The following is a 22,165-nucleotide window of genomic DNA, read 5'->3' as shown; positions in this document are numbered from 1 at the left end:
GTTCTCCCCCCTTCACGACCCGCTCAGCAGCGGGTGAGAACGAATATTGGCAGCTCCCGCCCCGCCGTGTCGCGTTCCATTTCGTAGCCCGGCCAGAACTCCAGCAGCTCCGCCCACATCCGGTCGTACTCCGCGCCCTTCAGTTCCCGCGCCTTGACCTCGATCTCGCGGCCGCGCAGCGCGACCGTCGCGGTCGGGTTGTCGCGCAGGTTGTGGGTCCACGCCGGGTTTTTCGGGCGGCCCCAGTTGGAGCCGGTGAGCACGAACTCGCTGCCGTGCGGGTAGTACAGCAAGTTCGTGCTCCTCGGCAGGCCGCTGCGCCGTCCGGTGGTGGTGAGCCGCAGCGACGGCAGGCCGGCCAGGCCCACCAGGCTGATCCGGCCGCCGAACCACCGGTGCAGCTGCCGGTCGGTCGCGATGACGGCGCGCGACGCGCCCATCAGCCTGGGCTGGGTGCCGAGCTTGCGGGCGAGCGCCGCGAGAGGGTTACGCACGCACTGATCTTGCCAAACTCACCCCGAACCGCTGCTGTGAGTCTGTCCACCATTGTTCGAGCGCGAACCCGGCGGCGTTCAGCTCCGCCTCGACGCCGCCGGGGCGGAACTTCGCCGACACCTCGGTGCGGATGTGCTCGCCCTCGGCGAACGGCACTATCAGGTCCGCGCCGGGGATGCGCACCTGCGTCCGGCTCCGCGCGCGCAGCCGCATTTCGATCCACTCGTGCTCGGCGTCCCAGTGCGCGACGTGGTCGAACTCGTCCGGGTCGAAGTCCGCGCCCAGTTCGGCGTTGATCACGCGCAGCACGTTGCGGTTGAAGGCCGCGGTGACGCCCGCAGCGTCGTCGTACGCCCGCTCCAGCGTTTCCCGTTCTTTCACCAGATCGGTGCCGAGCAGCAGCCACTCCCCTTCGCCGAGCACGTCCCGCACCGAGCGCAGGAACTCGGCGCGTTCGCCGGGCAGGAAGTTGCCGATCGTGCCGCCCAGGAACGCGACGACGCGCGGCGCGGTGCCGGGCAGCAGCTGCAGGTGCTGGGTGAAGTCGCCGACCACCCCGCGCACCTCCAGCTTCGGGTAGTCCGCCGTGATCGCGGCCGCGGCCTCGGCGAGCGCGGATTCCGACACGTCCATCGGCACGAACGACTCCAGCGTGCCGTGCGCGGTGAGCGCGTCCAGCAGCAGCCGGGTCTTTTCGCTCGACCCGGACCCCAGCTCGACGAGCGTGTGCGCGCCGGTGCGTTCGGCGATCTCGCCCGACCGGTCCGCTAACACTTCGCGTTCGCTGCGGGTCGGGTAGTACTCCGGCAGCGCGGTGATCTTCTCGAACAGCCTGCTGCCTTCGGCGTCGTAGAACCACTTGGGCGGCAACCATTTCGGGTCGGCCGTGAGCCCCTCGCGCACATCCGCGCGCAGTTCGGCCGTCACGTCGCGGCGATGGCTCTCCAGGTCCGCTTCGGTCATCGGGCGGTGCTCCGTTCCAGGGTCAGGGGAAGAACGTCGACGCCGGCCGCGGTGACGCGCACGGCGTGGTGATCAGGCACGGCGGTCCAGGCCGGGTCCGGATCGCACGGCTCGGACGCCAGCACCACGCCGGTTTCGGTGCGGCGCACGGACAGCGCGTGCGTCCAGGCGGTGCCGACGAGCAGTTCGCCGTCGGTGAGCAGGAGGTTCAGCCGGGAGCCGGGGGCGACTGCCTCGACCTCGCGCACGAGGCTGGTCACCGCTTCAAGCGGCTCCTCCCCCGCGTGCAGCCGGGCACGCAGCAGTGCCCACAGCAGCGCGGAATCCGTCGGCGCTTCGAGCGTGAACAGCTCCGTGACGTCCAGCCGTCCGGCGAGCCCGCGCATCGAACCGGGCCAGCCGCGGACCACGCCGTTGTGGCTGAACAGCCAGCGGTCCTCCAGGAACGGCGCGGCGGCCGCTTCGGTGACCGGCATGCCGGTGGTGCCGTTGCGCACCGCCGCGACGAACGCGCGAGTGCGCACCGAAGCGGCCAGCGCGGGCAGCGTCTGGTCGGTCCACAACGGTTCGCGGCGACGGTAGCGCTGCGGGGGCGCGCCCGGCTCCGGGTACCAGCCGAGGCCGAAGCCGTCGGCGTTCACCGAACCGCCGCCGCGCATGTCGAGCGGCGCGTACGACTGCACGAGCAGCGCGTGCGGCGCGGCGAACATCAGCTCGGCCGGGGACACCGGCGCGCCGAGATAGGCGAGATGACGGCACATCCGGCTAGCCCGCCTCGCCCGGGCGCGGATCGCGCGCGCACCGGAAGCCGGAGAAGATCTGCCGCCGGATCGGGTAGTCCCAGTTGCGGAACGTGCCCCGGATCGCCGCCGCGTCGGTGCCGAACGACCCGCCGCGCAGGATCTTGTACTCCGGTCCGAAGAAGACCTCCGAGTACTCCCGGTACGGGAACGCCGAGAAGCCCGGGTAGCCGTGGAAATCGGTGCTCGTCCATTCCCAGACGTCGCCGATCAGCTGGTGCACGCCCAGCGGCGACGCGCCGGCCGGATACGCGCCCGCCTCGGCCGCGCGCAGGTGGCGCTGTCCGAGGTTGGCGTGCTCGGCGGTCGGTTCCTCGTCGCCCCACGGGAATCGCCGCGACCGCCCGCTCGCCGGGTCGTGCCGGGCGGCCTTCTCCCACTCCGCCTCGGTGGGCAGCCGCTTGCCCGCCCAGCGCGCGTACGCCTCGGCCTCGTAATACGAAACGTGCACGACCGGTTCGTTCTCCGGAACGCGCTCGTGCACGCCGAAGCGGGTGCGCCACCAGCCGTCCGGCTCACGACGCCAGAACCGGGGCGCGGTGATGTCGTGCTCTTGCAGGTACGCCCAGCCGGGCTCGCTCCAGAACCGCTGCTCCCGGTAACCGCCGGACTCCAGGAACGCGACGTACGCGCCACAGGTGACCGGGGTGGTGTCCAGGACGAACGCGGGCACGTCGATCTCGTGCGCCGGGCGTTCGTTGTCCAGCGCCCACGGTTCGGCGGTGGTGCCCATGGTGAAGCGGCCGCCGGGGACGAGCACCTCGGCGGGCAGCTTGCGGGCGGGCGCGCGCGGCGGCTCCGGGGCGTGCAGCACCGGTTCGCCCTTGCGCAGCTGGTGAGTGGCCAGCATGGTCTCGTCGTGCTGCTGCTCGTGCTGGGTGATCATGCCGAACGCGAACGCGCTCTCGGTGAGCCGCCGTCCGTCCAGCGGTGCGGTTTCCAGGACGTCGAACGCTTTGTCGCGAACTTCCTTCACGTACGCGCGGGCCTCGGCCGGGCCGAGCAGCGGCAGCGCCGGACGGTCCGCGCGGGCGTGCTGGAACGCGTCGTAGAGGTCGTCGATGTCCGGCCGCAGCGGCTCCCGGCCGCCGACGTCGCGGACCAGCCACAGCTCTTCCTGGCTGCCGATGTGCGCGAGGTCCCACACCAGCGGCGACATCAGTTTCGAATGCTGCCGCACGAGGTCCTCGTCGTCGACCGCGTCGGTGAGGGCCACGCTGCGCTCGCGCGCCCGGGTGAGGGCGGCGGCCGTGTGCGCCCGCAGGTCTTGCGGGCTCAGCTCCAGCAACGGGTTCTGTTCGGGGATGGTGCTCATCGGTCCTGACTCCTCGAGTCCGGTTCGCCGGGCGGCCCGGCGGTGATCTCGGTCCTGCTCATCGGTCCTGGCGCGGCACTCCGGCGGCCCGGGCGCGCAGCCCGGCGGCCAGCCCGTGCACGGTCTCGTCGGGAAGCCCGGTGGCGGGAAGCTCGGCGACGCCCAGCTCCACCAGTTCCCTGGCGACCGCCGCCAGTTGCGCGTCGGCCATTCCGCGCCGCGCGGCGTCGACCCAGCGGCCCGCCGCCGGCGCGCACACCTCGCGCACTTTGTCCACTGTGGACTGATTCGCCAGCAGCGCGGTGACCAGCGCTACCGGCGGCAGCCATTCCCCCGGCGGCTGCCCGTCCAGGTACCTCAGTTCGAGGTAGCCCTGCGGCCGCACCGGGGTGAACATCGTGGTGAGGTGGTAGTCGAGGTCCGCGACCGTCGGGCGGCGCAGCACCGTGGCCGCGCCCCGGCCGCCGATCCACTCGGCGAAGGTGAGCCCCTCCGGCGCGTCCCACGGCCGTTCGCCGCGCGGGAACACCATCAGCGGCGTGTCCATCATCCGCCGCGCCCATTCGCGCGCCGGATCGTCGCCGGGCTCGGGCGACTGGCTGCGGACCGGTTCCGTTTCCAGCACCGCGAGCCAGCGCGCCGAGGCGAATCCGGTGTCCGCTCCGGCGTGCACGCGGGAATTCGCGAACAGCGCGAGAAGCGGCGGACCCATCGCGTGCGCGGCCGCCCAGCGCGCGGCGACCTCGTGGGCTTCGCCCGCGTCCACGCAGACCTGCAGGCCCGCGGTGCTGCACATCATGGTGATGCCGCCCGCCCCGATCGGGGCGAACCGGCGTTCCATGGCGGCGTAGCGGGGCGTGCGCAGAATGCGCCGGGGCGGCCGGTGCTCGTCGATGCCCGCGGCGCCGAGTTCGAGGCCGTGGCGGGCGAGAAGACCGGTGAGATGAGCGAGATCGGCCTCCACAGCCGCGTGCAGATCACGCAGCGAGGCCTGCGGCGGAGCGGAAATCTCCACCTGGCACCCGGGCTCCAGGCTCACCGGCGCACCGGCCGGGAGCGGGATCGCGGGGCTGTCGGGGCGCAGCGTCCGCGGGGTGTGCGGGCCGAGCGCCGTGGCGAGGACATCGGGGTCGAGAGGGCGGACCGGGTCGCCGGTGTGGTGCACGGTGAACTCCAGTTCCACCCCGAGCAGTCTCGGCGGGCCGTGCTTGAAACACACCGAAGCGACGTACTGCTCCCCCTCCGCGCGGTCGGCAAGCACCCGCGCGGTCAGGTTCGCCGCGCTCCCGGATCTGTCCGGAAAATCGTGCACTGCAGTCATCTGTCGCCGTCCGGATCAGGAGGTCCGCGGGGCCGGACCTCGTCGCTTCGCGACGCTACACGCGGGGTCTGACAAAAACAGGGCCGCGAAGCTTCGGCGGCGATCGATAAGGAACCCGTAATCCATGTTGACCTGGGAGTTCACTGAACAGATCACACTCGCGGCCACTGCTCCATCCGGGGCACCCCGGATCAAGGCAGGGCGGGTTCGGTGCCCAGCCCCAGCTCGGCCGCGGCGTCCTGCACCGCGGCGACCACCAGATGCAACGCCGGACGCCGGATCTCCGTGCGGCGATAGGCGATCGACACCGTCCGCAGCAACGGCGGCGCGAGCGCGACCACGTCGATCCCCGGCGGGCGCAGCAGCCGCAGGCCCAGATCCGACACCAGGGTGACGCCGAGCCCGGCGCCCACCATCGCCATCGCGGTCGACTGTTCCTCGACCTCGTGATTGATTTTCGGCTGGAAACCGTGCCGCTGGCAGGCAATCCGGATCGCACGGCCGAAATGGGACTTAGGGCTCGCCAGGATCCACGGGTGCTCCGCGAGCGCGTCGAGCGGCACCGTGGCGGACGGCAGCGCGCCCGCCGGGACCGCGGCGTGCAGCCGTTCCACCGCGACGACCGCGCGCTCCAGCCCGTCGCTCCACTCCATCGGGGCATCGGAGTAGTCGATGACGAACGACAGGTCCAGCGTGCCGTCCCGGACCGCGTCCGCGGTCGCTTCCGGGGCCAGTTCCTTCGTCCGCACTTGGATTCCCGGGTAATCCGCGGCCAACGAGGTGAGCGCGGTCGGCAGCAAACCGGACGCTACGGACGCCCAGACTCCCGCGGTGAGCCGCGCGGACATCGAGCCCTGCGCCTCCTCCAGCGCGAGCGTCGCGCGCTCGACCGACCCCAGGATCTCCTCGGCGTGCTCGGTGAGCAGAATGCCGAGTTCGGTGAGCTGCACGCGGCGGCCGAGCCGTTCGAACAGCTTCGCGCCGACGTCGCGTTCCAGCTGCGCGAGTTGCTGCGACACCGCCGAAGCGGTGTAATGCAACGCCGCGGCAGCCGCGGTGACCGTGCCCCTGCGGTGCAGTTCGCGGAGCATCCTCAAGCGGTGCAACGAAAGCTCCATGTACGAACCCTAAACAACTTCGTGCACATTCGGTAAATGGACGCGGGCCCCGATCGGGCAGCACCCTCGGAAGCAGGCGGCGACACGCGCCGCCGGCGGACCCGAGGAGGTGAGTGGCTCGATGGACACGCGGATCGCCGAACCGCTGATGAAGCTCACGTGGACGGACCCGGTCACGGGCGCGCGCGGCTACCTGGTCGTGCACAGCCTGGTCTCCGGCGTCGCCACGGGCGGCACGCGAATGCGCGCCGGCTGCACCGTCGACGAGGTGGCCGACCTCGCGCGCGGAATGGCGAACAAGACGGCCGCGTTCAACCTCCCGGTCGGCGGCGCGAAGGGCGGCATCGACTTCGACCCCAAGGACCCGCGCGCGACCGGCGTGCTCACCCGCTTCTGCGAGTTCCTGCGGCCTTGGCTGGACGCCAGTTGGGTGACTGCGGAGGATCTCGGGGTGCCGCAGCACCTCATCGACGAGGTTTTCGCGAAGCTGGGGCTGGAGCAGTCGTACCACGCTGCCATCCGCCGGTCGGCTGATCCGGCTCGGACGCTTCGGCGGGTTCAGGCTGGGCTCAATGCGCCTGTTCCTGGGGGGCAGTTGCTGGGAGACGTGATTGGTGGTTATGGCGTGGCGCAGGCTTGTCTTGGCGCCGCGAATACGTGGGGGTGGGGGGTTGCCGAGACTTCGGTCGCGATTCAGGGGATCGGGACTATGGGGGGTGGCGCGGCTTGGTACCTGCATGAGGCGGGGATGAAGGTCGTCGCTGTCGCGGATGCTGCTGGGACGTTGTACGACCCCGAGGGGTTGGACGTGCCTGCGTTGCTGGAGTTGCGGGACCGGTTCGGGGAGGTTGACCGGGGGCGGTTGCCTGACGGGGTTCAGTTGTTGCCTCGGGAGGCTGTCGTTTCTGTTGAGGCGGATATTTTTGTTCCTGCGGCTATTTCTTATGCGTTGCGGGTGGATAATGAGAATCTCGTGAAGGCCAAGGTGGTGGTTGAGGCGGCTAATGCTGCTACTACGCCTGAGGCTGAGGCTGCTTTGTCCGCGCGTGGGGTTGCGGTGATTCCGGACTTTATCGCCAATGCCGGGGCTGCTGCTTGGGCTTGGTGGTTGTTGCTTGGCGAGGTGGGGGCGGATCCGGCGGATTCGTTCTTGCGGTTGCGGACTGAGATGCAGGCTAAGGTCGCGTTGGTGTTGGCGGAGTGGCATTTGGATCGGGTTCCGCCTCGGGTTACTGCGTTGCGGCAGGCGGAGGCTGCTCGGGAGGCTCGGAATGCGGAGGCGCTTAGCTCTGTGGGGGTGCCTGCGTTGATGATTCCCTGACGGCTCGTCGCCTGGCGGCGACATCGCTGGGGGTTGCGTGGGGCACCCCGAAGCCCGATTGTGATGACGGTCTGAGGGTGTTTGTCAAGGCTGGAAAGATGCCTTGACAAACACCCTCAGACCGCATTTTGGCTTCGTATCGGGGTGCGGGGGTGGTGTGGGTGCCTCGATAGTCGGGTGCTTCGGCTGCGGTTTGTGGGTGTGCTGGTGAGTTGGGTGCGGCGGCTGCGGGTTCGTTGGTGGGCGGGTGGGTGGTTCGTGAGGGGAACCCTGAGGGACTCTGAGTCCCTCAGGGTTCCCCTCACGGACGGGTGGCGAATTTGTTCGTGGCTGTGATTAGGGCGTTTTCCATGTTCGGGACTGCGGTGGTGTGGCCTGCGCCGCCTACCAGGATTAGTTCTGCGTCCGGGATTGCGCGTTCCAGTAGCCAGGGGGTGCCTGCCAGGCTGCTCAGGTCCAGGATTCCTTGTACTAGGACTGTGGGGATTCCGGCCAATTTCCCTGCGTTGCGGAGGATTCCGCCGTCTTCCAGGAAGCAGCCTTGGGAGAAGTAGTGGGTTACCAGGCGGGTGAAGGCGAGGGTGAAGCGGGGGTCTTCGAATTTCGGAGACGGTGGCACGCCGGGGAGCATCGCGGATTCCCAGTCGCTCCAAGCTTGTGCAGCGGGACCGTGCACTGCGGGGTCCGGGTTGGTGAGGAGGCGGTAGTAGGCGGCTGCCAGGTCGCCGTCTCGTTCGGTTTCCGGTACGCCGTCACGGAATCTCGCGTAAGCCTCCGGGAACATTCCGGCTAGGCCGCCGGTCAGCTGGTCGATTTCCAGCTGGCGGTCGGTGGCCAGGCCCATCATGACGATTTCTGTCACTCGGTCGGGGTGGCGTTCAGCATAGGCCAGGCCTAGTACGCAGCCCCAGGAACCGCCGAAGAGTTGCCAGCGTTCGATGTCCAAGTTTTCCCGCAGCAGTTCCAGGTCTCCGATCAGGTGGCTGGCGGTGTTCGCCTTCAGTGCGTCGAGGGTGTCGCCTGCGTGCGGGGTGCTGCGGCCGCAGCCGCGTTGGTCCATAAGGACTATTCGGTATCGCGCCGGGTCGAAGAATTGGCGCATGCCTTCGCTGCAGCCGGTTCCTGGGCCGCCGTGCAGGACGGCTACTGGTTTGCCATCCGGGTTGCCGCAGGTTTCCCAGTACACGTGGTGGCCGTCGCCGACGTCCAGCAGGCCGCTGTCGTACGGTTCGATTTCCGGATAGCGCAACAGGAGCGTCCCCTCAGTTCAGGGTGCGCTCCAGAGCCCGCAGCGCACCGCACAGCTCGGCCGGGCCGGCCGGCCCGATCCGGATTTCCGCGTCCGGCCCGGCCCCGACGGTGTAGCTCAGGTACCGGCCCCAGTCCGTGTCCGCGTAGTGCAATGGTTCTTCCAGCCGGACGTACCGGCCGACGTCGTCGCGTCGTCCCGCGTACAGCTCTCCGCTGCCGTGCACCGGACGCTGCACCAGGGTTAGCACGTCCGACAACACCGGGTCCAACGGAAAAGCGTCCTCGCCGCGGCGCGCGGCTTCGGTCAGGTCCGCGACGCGCACGCTGCGTACATACCCGCCGCCCGGGCCGACCGCGGGCAGCTGTTCGACGAGCGTTTCCAGCACTCGTTCACGGTCGATCTCCTGGACGCCGACGTGTTCGCCGTCCGACACCGCGAGCACTGCCTGCAATCCGCTGGCCGCGGCGAGCACTCCGTACGTGCGATCGCCGGTCGCGACCCAGCCGTAGTACTCGATTACCGGGCGCACGAGCAGCGGGAGCCAGTCGAGGAAGTCCACTGTGGCCCGGCCGCGCGAGTCGACCAAGCCCGCCAGCGCGAGCGCGTCGTCCACTCGCTTCGCCGCTTCGTCGCGTTCGGTTTCCGACAGCCACGCCGGATCCGGGCGCAGCGTCACGTGCAGCCGGCCCACCTGCTCGCGTTCGGCCAGCGCCGCGAGCGCTTCGACCGGGACATCCACTCGGCCCGCCGGATCGGCCACCGGCTACTCCTCCTCGTCGCCGAGAACCGGCAGGGTCGCCGAACCGTCCACGCCGAAAGCGCCCTCGGGATCGGACTCGAGGAGGTAGTCCGGCCGCCAGTGCAGGCCGTCGCCTGGGCCGCCCTGCCCGACGGGGGCGCCGCCGATCGCCGCGCCGGAGCCGCGTTGGGACGGTTCGCTCATGGGGGTCGGCAGGACGGCGGCTCCCGGGCCGTTGCGGTCGTGGCTCGTGGCGGCTTGCGTGGCGGTGCTGTCCGAAGTGGTCCGACGGACCGCGGCGCTGTCGGGGACGACCGGGCCGTATTGCTTCGGCAGCACGCGTTTCGTGTTCGCGGTGACGCCGTGGTACTGCTCCATCACCCGGACGTTGTTCTCGTTCGCGCCGTGGAACCGGTCGATTCCGTCCTGAAAGGACACTGGCGCGGCCGAAGCGGGCAGCACCGCCTGCAGCGGCCCGGCCCACGGCTGCGGGCGCTCCGGGCGGGATGGCACGTCGACGACCGCGTGCCGGGAGCTTTCGAAGCTGCTGGCCTGGGTGTCCATGGACGCGCTGGTGAGGTCGAGCGGGTCGGCGGACTCCCGGAACCCGGCCTCGACCGGCCCCGCGCCCGCCTTCGCCGCGTCCGCGGAGTCGCCGGTCCACGAGCGAGCCATCCGCTCCTGCAGGTCTTTCACGCTCTGTGCGCGCTCCAGGTAGGCCGCCGAAAGCTCCTGGACCTTCGCCGCGGCGGCACGCAGGCCGGACGTGTCGCCGCCGCGGAAGTTGTCGAAGATCTGCTTGCCGTCCACCTGGTTCCCTTCGTGCGCAGCCGGGGTCGTCCGCTTACCGGCCGCGGCCGAGATCGGCGCCGGCCTGGTCCGCCTCGGCCGTCCGGTCGCGCGCGGTGCGCAGCTTGCCGAGGTAACCGGCGGCGTACCGGCGCAGCGCCTCGTTCTGGTCGCGCAGCGTGCGCAGCGAATCCGCGCCGGCCGCGGCGTACTCCGCGCTCGCCGGGTCGGTTCCGGGGGCGGCGAACACCGCGAGGATCTCGTCGATCGCGCGGCCGTCGGCGTCGATCTTGCCGAGCTGGTCCTCCCACAGCCGGATGACGGCGGTCAGCTCCGCCGCGTCCATGGCGAAACCGCCGCGCGCACGGCCCGACTCGCCGATGACCAAGGCCGCTCCCTTTCCCGGTGCTCACGTCGTGAGATGCCAGTCGTGATGTGCACAGCGTAGTCAACCGGCCCGGTCGTGTCAGCCGAGAACCCGGCAGTGTGACGGCGCGCATGCGTTCCGCCGTCTCGTCACAGTACGTACGTACGGATTGCGAGAACCCGGTCCTCGATGTCAGGATTTCAGGATGCCACGGGTCAGCCAGGATCACCTCGACGCACGCCGGCGCCAGATCCTCGACGGCTCGCGCGTGTGTTTCGCACGCTACGGCTACGAGGGTGCCACGGTTCGCCGTCTGGAAGAAGCCACCGGTTTGTCGCGCGGGGCGATCTTCCACCATTTCCGCGACAAGGAGTCGCTCTTCCTCGCCCTCGCCGAGGACGACGCGGTGCGGATGGCCGACGTCGTCGCCGAACAGGGCCTGGTCCAGGTCATGCGCGACCTGCTGGCGGGCAACAGCGAGCACCCGGCGGACTGGCTCGGCACCCGGCTGGAGGTGTCCCGGCGGCTGCGCACCGACCCGGAGTTCCGCGGCCGGTGGGCGGAACGCTCGCAGCAGCTGACCGAGGCGACCCGCGACCGGCTCGAATGGCAGCGCAAAGCCGGCAACCTGCGCGACGACGTCGACGTCAGCGTGCTGACCGCGTTCCTGGAACTCGTGCTCGAAGGGCTCGTGTCGCACCTCGCGATGGGCCTGCCCGGCGACGATCTCGGCCCGGTGCTCGACCTGGTCGAGGAGACCGTGCGGCGGCACCGGCCGGGCGCGCGGAGCTAGCTTCCGACGCGATCGGCCGGGTTCGTGTTCAATGTGCCCCGTGGATCTCCTCGCCGCCCACGGCAGCGCACTGGACGTGTTCGACGCAGCCGTGCACGCCGCCGGCTCCGGCGACTGGGCCCGCGCCACGCCGTGCACCGACTGGTCAGTACGCGATCTGGTGAACCATCTCGCCGTCGAACAACTCTGGGTACCGCATCTGCTCGCCGGGGCGACGCTCGACGAGGTCGGCACCCGCTACGACGGCGACGTGCTCGGCGACGACCCGCTCTCGGTCTGGGAGAAAGCCTCCGCCGCCGCGCGCGAAGCGTGGCTCTCCCCCGGCGCGCTGCGCCGCACCGTGCACGTCTCGTTCGGGCTGGTGCCCGCCGAGGAGTACGGCTGGCAGATGACGCTCGACCTCGCCGTGCACGGCTGGGACCTCGCCGCCGCGCTCGGCAGGCCGAATCCGGTGCCCGGCCCGCTGGCCGGACGGCTGCTCGACGTGCTGCGCCCGATGATCGACGACTGGCAGGGGCTCGGGCTGTTCGACCCGCCGGTCGCGGTGGGCCGCACCGCCGCGGCACCCGATCGGCTCGTCGCGCTGCTCGGCCGCCGTCCGCGCTGAACCACCACAGTGGACAGGTGGCTCCGTTCCGGCGAAAGTCCGTGAGGGGAACCCTGAAGGACTCAGAGTCCCTCAGGGTTCCCTTCACGGACCTCGGCGGCCCGGGCATCGCGTCGCCGGGCCGGAAGATCGCTGGCTGAGCGGCGGCGCGAGCGAAAAACCGGCGCCGGGTTCGCGTCCTGTCGCGGCAAGGCTGCCTCGACCCGGTACGATTGTCGGCATCGTCGCACTACAAACCCGTTATGCCGAGGAGTGACTTCCATCCGTGCGCGCTGCGCCATCGCCCGGTGACAGTACCGGGCCGGGTCCCGCCCGACCCGGCTTCCCGCCCGCCGTCCGTTCCAGCGTCCCGGACGGTGCGCTGTGATCCACGTCCTGCTTTCCGTGCTCGGCGTGCTGCTCTTCCTTCTTCTCACGATCGGCACCGGCCTCGCCGTGGCCGCCGAGTTCTCGCTGACCGCGCTCGAGCGCAGCACTGTCGACGCGGACGTCCGCCAGGTCGGTGACAAGCGTTCGCGCACCGTCCAGAAGGCGCACCGCACGCTGAGCTTCCAGCTGTCCGGCGCGCAGGTCGCGATCACGCTCACCACGCTGATCACCGGTTTCCTCGCCGAACCGCTCATCGGCGACCTGGTCCGCCCGCTGCTCGACGCCGTGGGCCTGCCCGAACCGGCGGCGTCCGGGGTCGCGGTGGCGGTCGCGCTGGTGCTGGCCACGTTCCTGTCGATGATCCTCGGCGAGATGGTGCCGAAGAACCTCGCGATCGCCCGGCCGCTGCCGACCGCGCGCGCGGTTTCCGGCTACCACGCCCGGTTCTCCGCGCTGTTCCGCTGGCTCATCACGCTGATGAACAACAGCGCGAACTTCCTCGTCCGCAAGTTCGGCATCGAACCGCAGGAGGAGCTCCGGTCCGCGCGCTCGCCGCAGGAGCTGGGCTCGATCGTCCGCTCCAGCGCGGAAAGCGGGAAGCTCGACACGTCCACCGCGGAACTGCTGGACCGCTCGTTGCGCTTCGGCGACCGCACCGCGGACGAGCTGATGACCCCGCGCGTGCAGGTCGAATCGCTCACCGTGGACGACACGATCGACGACCTCATCGACATCTCCCGGCGCACCGGGTTCTCGCGATTCCCGGTCTACACCGAGGATCTCGACGACGTCCAGGGCGCGGTGCACGTCAAGCAGGCGTTCGCCGTGCCCGCCGCCGACCGCGCGACCACCCGGATCCGTTCGGCGATGCGCCCGGTGCCGACGGTGCCGGAATCGCTGCCCGGCGACGATCTGCTGAACCGGCTGCGCGATTCGCGCTACCAGCTCGCGATCGTGGTGGACGAGTACGGCGGCACCGCCGGGCTGGTCACGCTGGAGGACGTGGTCGAGGAGATCATCGGCGACGTCCGCGACGAGCACGACGACCGCGAGGCCCCGGCCGCGCAGCAGCTCGGCGCGGACCGCTGGCTGGTGTCCGGGCAGCTGCGCGCGGACGAGGTCCGCGACGTCACCGGCTTCCGGATGCCCGAGGGCGACTACGAAACCATCGCCGGGCTGATCCTGGAGCGGCTCGGCGCGATCCCGGCCGAGGGCGACGAGGTCGAGGTCGACGGCTGGCGGCTCGCGGTCACCAGCATGGACCGGCACCGGGTCGCCGAGGTCCAGGTGCGCCCGGCCGAACGCGAGGTGACCGCGTGAGCGACTGGCTGAACATCGCACTGGTCGTGGTCCTGCTGCTGGCCAACGCGTTCTTCGTGGGCGCGGAGTTCACCCTGATCTCCTCGCGCCGCGACCGGCTGGAAGCGTTGCTGGAGCAGGGAAAGACCCGCGCGCAGATCGTCATCAACGCGAGCAAGCACGTGTCCCAGATGCTCGCCGGGGCGCAGCTCGGGATCACCATCTGCTCGCTGCTGCTCGGCCGGCTGGGCGAGCCCGCGGTCGCGCACCGGCTGTCCGGGTTCTTCGACCTGCTCGGCCTGCCCGACCAGCTGCTGCACCCGATCTCGTTCGCGATCGCGCTGGCGTTCATCACCATGCTGCACGTGCTGATCGGCGAGATGGTGCCGAAGAACCTCGCGATCGCCGAGCCGGAGCGGCTGGCGCTGTGGCTCGTGCCGGTGCACGTGGCGTGGGTCAAGGTGGCGAACCCGATCATCGCGTTCCTCAACTTCGTCGCGAATTCCTTGCTGCGCCTGATGAAGGTGGAGCCGAAGGACGAACTGGAGACCGCGTACAGCTCGGACGAACTCGCCGAACTGCTCAGCGAATCGCGCCAGGAGGGGTTGCTCGACCAGTCCGAGCACCAACGGCTTTCGCAGACGTTGTCGTCGGTCGCCAAGACTGTCGCGGACGTGCTGGTGCCCACCTCGGAACTCACGACGCTCCCCTGCGGGCCGACGCTCGGCGACGTCGAGCGAGCGGTGTCCACCACCGGGTTCTCGCGGTTCCCGGTGTGCACAGAGGACGGTTCGCTCACCGGCTACATCCACGTGAAGGACGTTCTGGACCTCGTCGGCCAGGACCCCGGCACGGTGGTGCCGGACGACAAGACGCGGCCGCTCACCGAATTGCGCTCGGACGCGCGGCTCGACGTCGCGCTTTCGGCCATGCGCAAGGAAGGCAGCCACCTCGCCCGAGCGCTCGACGCGTCCGGCGCGGCGGTCGGCGTGGTGGCGCTTGAGGACCTCGTCGAGGAATACGTGGGCACCGTGCGCGACGGCACCCATGTGGCGGCATGAGCGCAGCTTGCAAGCGAATCATCGGCACTCATGCCGCCGCCTCCCCAACAGCCAGCGTGAAACGCGACAAGGAGGCGGCGGCATGAGCGCGCCGGTCGTACTCGCCGAGGCGGACTGGCAGGCCCGGGAGCGAGCGCACGCCGAGCGGATGCGCGCGTGGACCGTCCCGCACCAGGAACGCCGGGCGCGGGACGAGAAACATCCGGTGCTGGATTTCCTGTTCACCTACTACTCGCACCGGCCGGGGCATCTCGAACGCTGGCAGCCGGGTCCGGGCGTGGTGCTCGCGGGCGCGTCCGCGCGGCGGTTCCTCGACCGACCGGCCTACGCCGAGACCGACGCCGGAGTGCTGCTCGACCCGGCGGCCTTCACCGGGCGCCGGGCGCGCACCGCCGAGTTCGTGCTGAAGCTGCTGTCGGCCACCGCGTCCCGGTCGCCGCGGCTGAGCTGCTTCGGGCTGCACGAATGGGCCATGGTCTACCGCGAGCCCGCGGACTCGGTGCGGCACGCGCAGGTCCCGCTGCGGCTCGGGTCGGCCGGGACCGACGAGGTCGTGGAATCGATGGACATCCGGTGCGGGCATTACGACGCGTTCCGCTTCTTCACCGACCCGGCGCGGCCGCGCAACACGCTCGAACCGACGAGGGAATCCCAGGTCGCGCTGGAACAGCCGGGCTGTTTGCACGCCAACATGGATCTTTTCAAATGGGCGTACAAGCTCGATCCGTTCGTGCCCGCCGAACTGGTCGGCGACTGTTTCGCGCTCGCCGCGGACGTCCGTGAACTGGACATGCGGGCCAGCCCGTACGATCTAGCGGACTACGGCTACCGGCCGGTGCCGATCGAGACCCCCGAAGGGCGGGACTCCTACGCCCGCGCCCAGGCCGGATTCGCCGAGCGGGCCGCGCCGCTGCGGGCCCGCCTCATCGGCCTCTGCCGCGGGCTTCTCGCCGACCCGGCGCAGCCGCCGGAGTCGCCCGAACACCGAGCCGACAACTCTGCGTAACAATGTTCACCGCAGGTCGCTGGCCTGATAGAGTGATAACGGTTTGGTTGCATGACTGAGCGTGTTGTGCACATCACGAAAGGACAACGATGGGGCGTCACAACCTGCCCGAGGAGCCGGTGCCGCACCCCCTCGATCCGCCGAAGCGGCCCGCGGGCCGCAGCGAGACGACCGGATCGCACCGGATCGTCGCCAAGAAGGCTCCCCGCAGGCGGATCGCGAAGTGGCCTCTCGTCGCCCTCGGGCTCGTGGTGCTGGCGACGCTCGGCGTCGTCGGGTGGAACTGGGCCGACAGCGTGCTCAACAACCGCGCCGAGGCACAGGCCGCCAGCTGCAACGGCGGCCGCACCGACATCCGGATCGTGGTGACCCCGCAGATCGCCAAGCCGGTCGAGACGGCGGCGGCGCGCTGGAACCAGGACCTGACCCAGGTGCACGGCAGCTGCGTGCACGTGGCCGTGCAGAGCAAGCCCGCGTCCGACGTGCTCAACGCGCTCACCGGCAAGTCCTCGCTCGACTCCATCGGCGGCCTGCCCGACGGCTGGATCCCCGAATCCTCGTACTGGGTCTCCCAGCTGTCGAAGGCGAAGCCGGACGTCATCGGCTCCCCCGCGATGCCGATCGGCTCCGGCCCGCCCGCGGACTACCCGTTCGTCGGCCTGTCCGGCTCGTCGATCGACGAGGTCCAGCAGCGCGGCACGCAGAGCTTCCGCACGTTCCTCAAGGAACCGGCCCAGCTGGCGGACTTCGCGGCGGCGGGGATTCGCGCTTCCTGATCGTTCGTTCCCGGCACCGCCTCAGCCCGCGTTTGGGCTGGGGCGGTGTTGTGTTTTCGGGGCGCGCCGCCTGACCGCGCCGGGGCACGGGTGGGAGCTAACGGCGCGGCTGGATCGGCTTCGCCGCAGCGGGGATGCGTGCTTCCCGGCTTCTGCGCATGCTCTTCACGGAATCAATCATCCAGCGGTTCTGTTCCCTGGCCGGCTCGGACGAGCACGGCCGCGCCCAGTTCCCGCACAAACGGCGAAGCCGCCGCATCGCCTGATCGATCACTTCGGCTGCGCATGGAAATCCCTCAGCACCGCCGCGGACCGACGGTCGGCCTCGTCGTACAAGTTCGCGGAGAGGTGCAGGTTCTCGGCGAGCCGGGAGGTCCGGTTGATCAGCTCGGCGAGGTGCGCCGACCAGGCGCCGGCGCATTCGGCGAGCGGGCCGGACGAGGTCCACCCGGGATTCGCGGCAGCGGCGCCGGCGCTCGGGCCGAGACAATTCCCCAAGTCCGCCAAGGCGTCCCGCGCGACCTGAGCAGCCGCGTTTCCGGCCGCGTTCACCCCGGGCGGTTGCTGGTGCATGAAGGTGAAGCCCATGGCGTCCTCCTCGTCTTCATCGCTGAGCAGGCGGGTAAGCCGGCCTCGGGTCCACCCGGACGAACGTGACCGGTTGTCCGGCGGAGACCCGGGCGCGGCCGTTCATGCTGGCGTTGACCGCCGGTTCGGAGTGCTGGGAATAGTGGATGTCGCCGTCCGGAGTGACGGAGGTGACCACGGCGACGTGATGGATCCCGTCCTGGTCGTTGGACCAGAAGACGACGTCGCCAGGCCGGGCGTCCTGGCGCGGCACCACCTCGCTGAAGGTGTCCTTGAGCAGGTAGTCGTGCAGTGCCGAGGCTCCGCCCCAGCTCGGTGTCGCCGCGTCGTGGTCGCCGGTGATCAAGTTATGCAGCTCCCGCAGCACCTCCTTGTTCGTCCAGCTCTCGCTTTCCGGCATCCCGGCCGCGGCCAGCGAGGTCGAGACGTAGTTCGCGCAGTTGTCCTTCTCGTGGTTGCTCGGGGTTTTGTCCTTGAAGTCGGTGCTGGGGTCGTTCCAGTGGCCGGCCGCGTACTGGACGAGGGCGACCCGGTCGAGCGGCCCGGAACCGCGGAGGCTCTTCTTGACGTCGGCGGGGATCCCGTCCAGGCCGGCGAGTTCGACCGGAACCGCGCGTTCGAGATCGGTTTTTTCCTTGTCGCTGAGCGAATTCCACCACGCGCGGACCGCCTCGGGGCTCTGCCCGCGCGGGAGCGAATCACGGATCATCGCGATCTCGTCCTGGGCCGCCGCGGTCTGTTCCTTCAGCGCGTCGTCGGGGTTGGTGATCTTCACGTCTCCGGCGAGCCGGTGGAACTCTTGCGCGGCAATGCCGTCCGCCTCGGTCGCGGCACGGAGGGCGTCCCGGAACACGGGATCGAGCTTCGCCTTCCACTCCGCCGCGTCCTTGTCGCCGGCATCCACCGGCGTGGTGCTGCCGTCGTCGTTCACCAGCAGGTGATGGGCCTCCGCCAGCCGCAGTGCGCCGCTCAGCTCCTGCTGCGCGACCTCCACCGCGTCGCCCAAGCCGACCAGGACCATCACGACGCCGTTCATCAAATCCGAAGCCGAGTCGTACTCGTTGGCGAGATCGCCGAGCACGGTGCGCGCGTCGCTGCCGGCGGAATCCTTCCACTCGGTCTCGACTTTCGCGATGACCTGGCTGCGAATGTCCGCACTGGCCTGCGCCGATTGGCAGGCGAACTCGCGCCACCCTCTCGCGGCGTCCACCCAGACTCCCGGCTTCACGTCCCGCAGTTGCCCCACCGTGACCACGACGCCTCCCTTCGTCCACGGTCGAGGCTAAGGTCGCCACGCGGTCGGATCCGGGCGCTGACCTCAACCGGCCACTCGGCCGGGTGGCGTTGCCGCGGTGTCGTGAGCGGTGGACCCGTGCCTCCGCTCAGGAGTCGAGTTCGGCCAGCGCCAGCAGATCGTCCTCGGCCAGTTCGAAGTCGAACACAGCCGCGTTCTCCCGGATCCTCGAGGGTGTCGCGGATTTCGGGATCACGATGATCCCCAGCTGCAGATGCCACCGCAGCACGAGCTGGGCGGGCGTCTTTCCGTACTTCGCGGCCAGGGACGTGATCACCCGGTCGTTCAAATACCTGCCGCGGGCCAGCGGGCTCCACGCTTCGGTCGCGATGCCGTGCTCGGCGTGGAAGGCGCGCAGCGGGGTCTGCTGCTGCCACGGGTGCAGTTCGACCTGGTTGACCACCGGCACGACGTCGGTCTCGTCGAGGAGCCGGCGCAGGTGGTCGATGCCGAAGTTCGACACGCCGATCGCCCGCACGCGGCCCTCGTTGAGGAGCAGTTCGAGGGCGCGCCAGGTCTCGACGTAGCGGTCCAGTTCCGGTTTCGGCCAATGGATCAGGTACAGGTCGACCGGGCCCACCCCGAGCGCTTCTGCGCTGCGGTCGAACGCGCGCAGGGTGTTGTCGTAGCCGTGGTCGGTGTTCCAGACCTTCGTGGTGACGAAGACGTCCTCGCGCGGCAGTCCGGACTCCCGGACCGCCGTGCCGACCTCGGCCTCGTTGCCGTACATCGAGGCGGTGTCGATGCTGCGGTACCCGGCTTCGAACGCGGTCGCGACGACCTTCGCGACCTGGTCGGGCCGGACCTGGTACATGCCGAGTCCGAGTTGCGGGACGGTGACGGAGTTGTTCAGCGTGAGCAGGGGCGGCACAGCCATGCGGCGATCCTCACTGCGGGTCTGCGGTGTTCCGGGGAACGGGGTCTCCTGAAGAACACCGCAGATCTTGCCATTCCCCGGCCGCCGCCGCTTTCACACCCCGCTGTGCGCGCCCGAGCGCACCGCCTCCGTCACCCGCGCGGCCCGTTCGGTCACCGCGTCCGCACCGACTGCGAAACCGTTTCGCGATTCGACCGCGACGGACGCTGTCCTCGCCGAGGAGCCTGCCATTTCGGCGGCGGCGGAGACGTCTGCCAGTGCCACTGGGTCCACAGTGGACAGAAGGCGTTCGGCCACTCGGACCACCTCCCCTGCCGCCGCGACGACGTCCGCGGCGGGCTGGGCACGGTCGGGCACGTCGTGGGTGACGGCGTGGGCGTCGATTTCGGCCAGCCGCAACGCATGCCGGGCGAGGTGGTCTGCTTCGGCGTCGCCGCCGGCCGCCCGGCTCAGGAGTGCCGCCGCCTGCGCGAGGGCGAGGGCCGCGACCGTCGCTCCGGCCGGCGCCGGGATCGCGGGGCGGGCGAGGGTGTTCAGGAAGTCGCTCACGATCTGGTCCCGCATGGCAGGTTTCCTTCCGCTCAGCGCCGGATGCGCTCCATCCCGGGGTCGACCAGCGGTTCCGCGGCCACTGTCGCGGAGACTCGCCTGCCGAAGTACTCGATCTCCACTGCGTCGCCGATCTCCACTGAGCCCGGCAGCCAGGCGTACGCGATCGGACGGCCGATGGTGTAGCCGAAGGCCGCGCTCGTGACGTATCCCGCCGGGATGCCGGCCACGAACACCGGTTCCTTGCCCAGCACGACAGTCCGGCCGTCATCCACGGTGAGACAACGCAGCCGCCTAGCCGAGGTCTCTTCGCTGCGGCCGTCGATGGCCGCCCGCCCGGCGAACTCGCCCTTCGCCGGGCGCACCGCGAAGCCGACTCCGGCCTCGTACGGATCGTGCTCGGTGGTCATGTCGGTGCCCCACAGCCGGTAGCCCTTCTCCAGCCGGAGGCTGTTGAACGCGCCGCGCCCGGCCGCAATGACGCCTAACGCTTGCCCGGCGCGCCACAGCGCGTCCCACAGGCGCTGGCCGTTGTCCGCGGAGGTGTAGATCTCCCAGCCGAGTTCGCCCACATAGGACAGTCGCAGGATCGTCACCGGGACCCCGGCGATCCGGGCCCGACGGCCGCGGAAGTACTTGAGGCCGGTGTGCGAAAGGTCTTCCGCGGACAGCGGTTGCACCAGGTCGCGAGCGAGCGGGCCCCACACGCCGACGCAGCAGGTGCCGCCGGTGGTGTCCTCCACCCGGACGCCTTCCGGGGCCCGGCTGCGCAGGTACGCGACGTCGATGTTGCCGTTGATGCCGACCTGGAACAGCTCCGGTTCCAGCCGTGCCACGGTGATGTCACTGCGGACTCCCCCGGCGTCGTCGAGCATCAGCGTGTACGTCACCGAGCCGACCGACTTCGCCAACTGGTTCGTCGTGAGCCCCTGAAGGAACTCCAGCGAACCCGGTCCGCTGACCTCGACGCGCTTGAGCGGCGTCATGTCGTACATCGCGACGCGGTTTCGGGTGTGCCAGGCTTCGGCGGCCACGATCGGCGAGTGGAACTGCCCGGCCCAAGAATCGCGCGCGGGCGGGAGGAAGTCGTGCGGCAGGTCTTTCAGCAGCGACGCGTTGGACTCGAACCAATGCGGCCGTTCCCAGCCGCCCGCTTCCAGGAACACCGCGCCCAGCTCCCGCTGCCGTGCGTGGAACGGGCTGACCCGCAGGTCGCGCGGCGAAAGCCGGGGCTGCAGCGGGTGCAGGACGTCGTAGATCTCCACGAAGTTCTGCTGCGCGGTCTCGCGGACGTACTCCGGGGCGAGCTGGATGTCCTCGAACCGGTGCACGTCCAACTCGTGCAGGTCGGTCTCGGAGCGACCGTCCACAATAGATTCCGCCACCGCCTTCGCGATGCCCGCGGAATGCGTGACCCAGATGGCCTCGGCGATCCAGAATCCGCGCACGTCGGAGGATTCGCCGACCAGCGAGCCGCCGTCGGGAGTGAAGGAGAAGATGCCGTTGAAGCCCTCCTCCGCCTTGGTCTGGCCGAGCGCGGGCAGCAGGAGCTTGCTTTCCTCCCACGACGGCGCGAAATCGTCCTCGGTGAACGGCAGCATCGACGGCATCGCGGACGCCGTGACCTCGCCGGGTTCGGCGAACTTGTCCACCGGCATCGGGCGGTGCGCGTACGAGCCGATGCCGAGCCGGTCGCCGTGCTGGCGGAAGTAGAGGTCCTGGTCTTGGTGGCGCAGGATCGGCAGCACCGGGTGCGCCGGGTCGGCTCCGGCCAGTTCGGCGAGCTGGCCGGTCTTCGCGTACTGGTGCGCCAGCGGCAGCAGCGGCACGGTCATGCCGACCATCTCGCCGATCTCCCGGCCCCAGAATCCGGCGCACGACACCACGATGTCGGCCGGGATCACGCCGTCCGCGGTTTCGACGCCGGTGACGTGGCCGTGGGCCTGCTGGATGCCGGTGACCCGGGTCGAGCCGACGAACCGCGCGCCCCTCGAGGTGGATCGTTTGATCAGCTCGTCCACCGCACGCGAGGCGACGGCGAGCCCGTCGGTCGGGACATACAGCGCGCCGAAGATCTGGTTCTGGTCCAGCATCGGCCAGCGGCGCACACACTCGTCCGGGTCGATCAGCCGCGCCTCGACGCCCCACGACGTCGCCCAGCCGTGCTTGCGTTTCAGGTCCGCCCAGCGCGCCGCGGTGCTGGCCACCTCCATGCCGCCGACCTGCTCGAAGCAGCCGAGGTCGAGCAGTTTCGCGACGGTGTAGCCGGCGAATTCGGTCATCGCCTTCGACGGGTTGGTCTGGAACACCAGGCCGGGCGCGTGCGACGTCGAACCGCCGGTCAGCGGCAGCGGCCCCTGGTCGAGCACGGTGACGTCGGTCCAGCCGCGCAGGGTCAGCTCGTCGGCGAGGTTCGCGCCCACGATTCCGGCGCCGATGATCACGACACGGGTCATGAGAACTCCC

General features: G+C 70.1%; 22 protein-coding genes. 7 read left to right on the top strand and 15 right to left on the bottom strand.

What is annotated here, in order from left to right:
• Window positions 1-23: 23 nt before the first annotated feature.
• The 6 genes from ABD156_RS17640 to ABD156_RS17615 form a co-directional block, all read right to left on the bottom strand.
• Entirely contained in the window at window positions 24-494 is a 471-nt protein-coding gene (locus tag ABD156_RS17640) for a nitroreductase family deazaflavin-dependent oxidoreductase (RefSeq protein WP_344274027.1), read from the bottom strand.
• Window positions 487-1,458, bottom strand: coding sequence for an L-histidine N(alpha)-methyltransferase (egtD, locus tag ABD156_RS17635; protein WP_344274024.1), 972 nt, complete (start codon window positions 1,456-1,458; stop codon window positions 487-489). Before egtD ends, ABD156_RS17640 begins: the two co-directional genes overlap by 8 nt.
• On the bottom strand, window positions 1,455-2,219 hold the full coding sequence (egtC, locus tag ABD156_RS17630; RefSeq protein ID WP_344274021.1) for an ergothioneine biosynthesis protein EgtC: 765 nt from the start codon (window positions 2,217-2,219) through the stop codon (window positions 1,455-1,457). Before egtC ends, egtD begins: the two co-directional genes overlap by 4 nt.
• Before the next feature lie 4 nt (window positions 2,220-2,223).
• On the bottom strand, window positions 2,224-3,573 hold the full coding sequence (gene egtB, locus ABD156_RS17625) for an ergothioneine biosynthesis protein EgtB (RefSeq protein ID WP_344274018.1): 1,350 nt from the start codon (window positions 3,571-3,573) through the stop codon (window positions 2,224-2,226).
• A 58-nt stretch (window positions 3,574-3,631) separates the two neighbouring features.
• A complete protein-coding gene (locus tag ABD156_RS17620; protein WP_344274016.1) occupies window positions 3,632-4,894 on the bottom strand; it encodes a glutamate-cysteine ligase family protein in 1,263 nt (420 codons plus the stop codon).
• A 191-nt stretch (window positions 4,895-5,085) separates the two neighbouring features.
• Window positions 5,086-6,012 (bottom strand): LysR family transcriptional regulator, encoded by a 927-nt coding sequence (locus ABD156_RS17615; RefSeq protein WP_344274013.1) that lies wholly within the window; start codon window positions 6,010-6,012, stop codon window positions 5,086-5,088.
• 121 nt (window positions 6,013-6,133) lie between these two features.
• Here ABD156_RS17615 and ABD156_RS17610 point away from each other — a divergent pair, with 121 nt between their 5' ends.
• Entirely contained in the window at window positions 6,134-7,333 is a 1,200-nt protein-coding gene (locus ABD156_RS17610) for a Glu/Leu/Phe/Val dehydrogenase dimerization domain-containing protein (protein WP_344274011.1), read from the top strand.
• 301 nt (window positions 7,334-7,634) lie between these two features.
• On the opposite strand, the gene pip is transcribed toward ABD156_RS17610, so the two are convergent.
• Genes pip through ABD156_RS17590 form a run of 4 tightly spaced genes read right to left on the bottom strand, consistent with a single transcriptional unit; the run spans window position 7,635 to window position 10,501 of the window.
• Entirely contained in the window at window positions 7,635-8,582 is a 948-nt protein-coding gene (gene pip / locus ABD156_RS17605; protein WP_344274009.1) for a prolyl aminopeptidase, read from the bottom strand.
• Window positions 8,583-8,595: 13 nt separating this feature from the next.
• Window positions 8,596-9,324: an ESX secretion-associated protein EspG gene (locus ABD156_RS17600; RefSeq protein WP_344274499.1), complete on the bottom strand. Its 729-nt coding sequence runs from the start codon at window positions 9,322-9,324 to the stop codon at window positions 8,596-8,598.
• Window positions 9,325-9,348: 24 nt separating this feature from the next.
• Complete coding sequence (locus ABD156_RS17595) at window positions 9,349-10,134, bottom strand: WXG100 family type VII secretion target (RefSeq protein WP_344274006.1); 786 nt, start codon at window positions 10,132-10,134, stop codon at window positions 9,349-9,351.
• Window positions 10,135-10,168: 34 nt separating this feature from the next.
• A complete protein-coding gene (locus ABD156_RS17590) occupies window positions 10,169-10,501 on the bottom strand; it encodes a hypothetical protein (protein WP_344274003.1) in 333 nt (110 codons plus the stop codon).
• Between the two features lie 184 nt (window positions 10,502-10,685).
• On the opposite strand from ABD156_RS17590, the gene ABD156_RS17585 reads away from it, so the two are divergent.
• The 6 genes from ABD156_RS17585 (at window position 10,686) to ABD156_RS17560 (ending at window position 16,391) form a co-directional block, all read left to right on the top strand.
• Window positions 10,686-11,273, top strand: a complete 588-nt coding sequence (locus ABD156_RS17585; protein WP_037814298.1) for a TetR/AcrR family transcriptional regulator — start codon at window positions 10,686-10,688, stop codon at window positions 11,271-11,273.
• A gap of 40 nt (window positions 11,274-11,313) precedes the next feature.
• Window positions 11,314-11,880 (top strand): TIGR03086 family metal-binding protein, encoded by a 567-nt coding sequence (locus ABD156_RS17580; protein WP_344273996.1) that lies wholly within the window; start codon window positions 11,314-11,316, stop codon window positions 11,878-11,880.
• Between the two features lie 366 nt (window positions 11,881-12,246).
• Entirely contained in the window at window positions 12,247-13,569 is a 1,323-nt protein-coding gene (locus ABD156_RS17575; protein ID WP_425546109.1) for a hemolysin family protein, read from the top strand.
• Window positions 13,566-14,609, top strand: coding sequence for a hemolysin family protein (locus tag ABD156_RS17570; RefSeq protein WP_344273990.1), 1,044 nt, complete (start codon window positions 13,566-13,568; stop codon window positions 14,607-14,609). The genes ABD156_RS17575 and ABD156_RS17570 overlap by 4 nt, the downstream gene beginning before the upstream one ends.
• 82 nt (window positions 14,610-14,691) lie before the next feature.
• On the top strand, window positions 14,692-15,615 hold the full coding sequence (locus ABD156_RS17565) for a 3-methyladenine DNA glycosylase (RefSeq protein ID WP_344273987.1): 924 nt from the start codon (window positions 14,692-14,694) through the stop codon (window positions 15,613-15,615).
• Between the two features lie 89 nt (window positions 15,616-15,704).
• A complete protein-coding gene (locus ABD156_RS17560; protein WP_344273985.1) occupies window positions 15,705-16,391 on the top strand; it encodes a hypothetical protein in 687 nt (228 codons plus the stop codon).
• Window positions 16,392-16,661: 270 nt separating this feature from the next.
• Here the strand turns inward: ABD156_RS17560 and ABD156_RS17555 are convergent, their stop codons facing one another.
• The 5 genes from ABD156_RS17555 to ABD156_RS17535 form a co-directional block, all read right to left on the bottom strand.
• Window positions 16,662-16,979: a hypothetical protein gene (locus ABD156_RS17555; protein ID WP_344273982.1), complete on the bottom strand. Its 318-nt coding sequence runs from the start codon at window positions 16,977-16,979 to the stop codon at window positions 16,662-16,664.
• A gap of 16 nt (window positions 16,980-16,995) precedes the next feature.
• Window positions 16,996-18,234, bottom strand: a complete 1,239-nt coding sequence (locus ABD156_RS17550) for an amidase domain-containing protein (protein ID WP_344273978.1) — start codon at window positions 18,232-18,234, stop codon at window positions 16,996-16,998.
• A 127-nt stretch (window positions 18,235-18,361) separates the two neighbouring features.
• Window positions 18,362-19,150 carry an aldo/keto reductase gene (locus ABD156_RS17545; protein WP_344273976.1) on the bottom strand — a complete coding sequence of 263 codons (789 nt, stop codon included), beginning with the start codon at window positions 19,148-19,150 and terminating at the stop codon, window positions 18,362-18,364.
• A gap of 93 nt (window positions 19,151-19,243) precedes the next feature.
• A complete protein-coding gene (locus tag ABD156_RS17540; protein WP_344273973.1) occupies window positions 19,244-19,714 on the bottom strand; it encodes a hypothetical protein in 471 nt (156 codons plus the stop codon).
• A 17-nt stretch (window positions 19,715-19,731) separates the two neighbouring features.
• The gene (locus tag ABD156_RS17535; RefSeq protein ID WP_344273970.1) at window positions 19,732-22,155 is read right to left on the bottom strand and encodes a GcvT family protein; all 2,424 of its coding nucleotides are present in this window, start codon (window positions 22,153-22,155) and stop codon (window positions 19,732-19,734) included.
• Between the last annotated feature and the right edge of the window lie 10 nt (window positions 22,156-22,165).

The sequence above is a fragment of the Amycolatopsis albidoflavus genome (assembly GCF_039525725.1).
Classification (GTDB): domain Bacteria; phylum Actinomycetota; class Actinomycetes; order Mycobacteriales; family Pseudonocardiaceae; genus Amycolatopsis; species Amycolatopsis albidoflava.
Note: the sequence above shows the minus strand (reverse complement) of the source record. Positions and strands in the feature narration are given on the sequence as shown.

What these genes read in the sequence shown, in the direction of transcription:
- ABD156_RS17540 (WP_344273973.1), bottom strand. Translation starts at nt 19,714, where the DNA reads ATGCGGGACCAGATCGTGAGCGACTTCCTGAACACCCTCGCCCGCCCC.
- egtB (WP_344274018.1), bottom strand. Translation starts at nt 3,573, where the DNA reads ATGAGCACCATCCCCGAACAGAACCCGTTGCTGGAGCTGAGCCCGCAA.
- egtD (WP_344274024.1), bottom strand. Translation starts at nt 1,458, where the DNA reads ATGACCGAAGCGGACCTGGAGAGCCATCGCCGCGACGTGACGGCCGAA.
- ABD156_RS17620 (WP_344274016.1), bottom strand. Translation starts at nt 4,894, where the DNA reads ATGACTGCAGTGCACGATTTTCCGGACAGATCCGGGAGCGCGGCGAAC.
- ABD156_RS17585 (WP_037814298.1), top strand. Translation starts at nt 10,686, where the DNA reads ATGCCACGGGTCAGCCAGGATCACCTCGACGCACGCCGGCGCCAGATC.
- ABD156_RS17565 (WP_344273987.1), top strand. Translation starts at nt 14,692, where the DNA reads ATGAGCGCGCCGGTCGTACTCGCCGAGGCGGACTGGCAGGCCCGGGAG.
- ABD156_RS17560 (WP_344273985.1), top strand. Translation starts at nt 15,705, where the DNA reads ATGGGGCGTCACAACCTGCCCGAGGAGCCGGTGCCGCACCCCCTCGAT.
- ABD156_RS17615 (WP_344274013.1), bottom strand. Translation starts at nt 6,012, where the DNA reads ATGGAGCTTTCGTTGCACCGCTTGAGGATGCTCCGCGAACTGCACCGC.
- egtC (WP_344274021.1), bottom strand. Translation starts at nt 2,219, where the DNA reads ATGTGCCGTCATCTCGCCTATCTCGGCGCGCCGGTGTCCCCGGCCGAG.
- ABD156_RS17610 (WP_344274011.1), top strand. Translation starts at nt 6,134, where the DNA reads ATGGACACGCGGATCGCCGAACCGCTGATGAAGCTCACGTGGACGGAC.
- ABD156_RS17555 (WP_344273982.1), bottom strand. Translation starts at nt 16,979, where the DNA reads ATGGGCTTCACCTTCATGCACCAGCAACCGCCCGGGGTGAACGCGGCC.
- ABD156_RS17545 (WP_344273976.1), bottom strand. Translation starts at nt 19,150, where the DNA reads ATGGCTGTGCCGCCCCTGCTCACGCTGAACAACTCCGTCACCGTCCCG.
- ABD156_RS17535 (WP_344273970.1), bottom strand. Translation starts at nt 22,155, where the DNA reads ATGACCCGTGTCGTGATCATCGGCGCCGGAATCGTGGGCGCGAACCTC.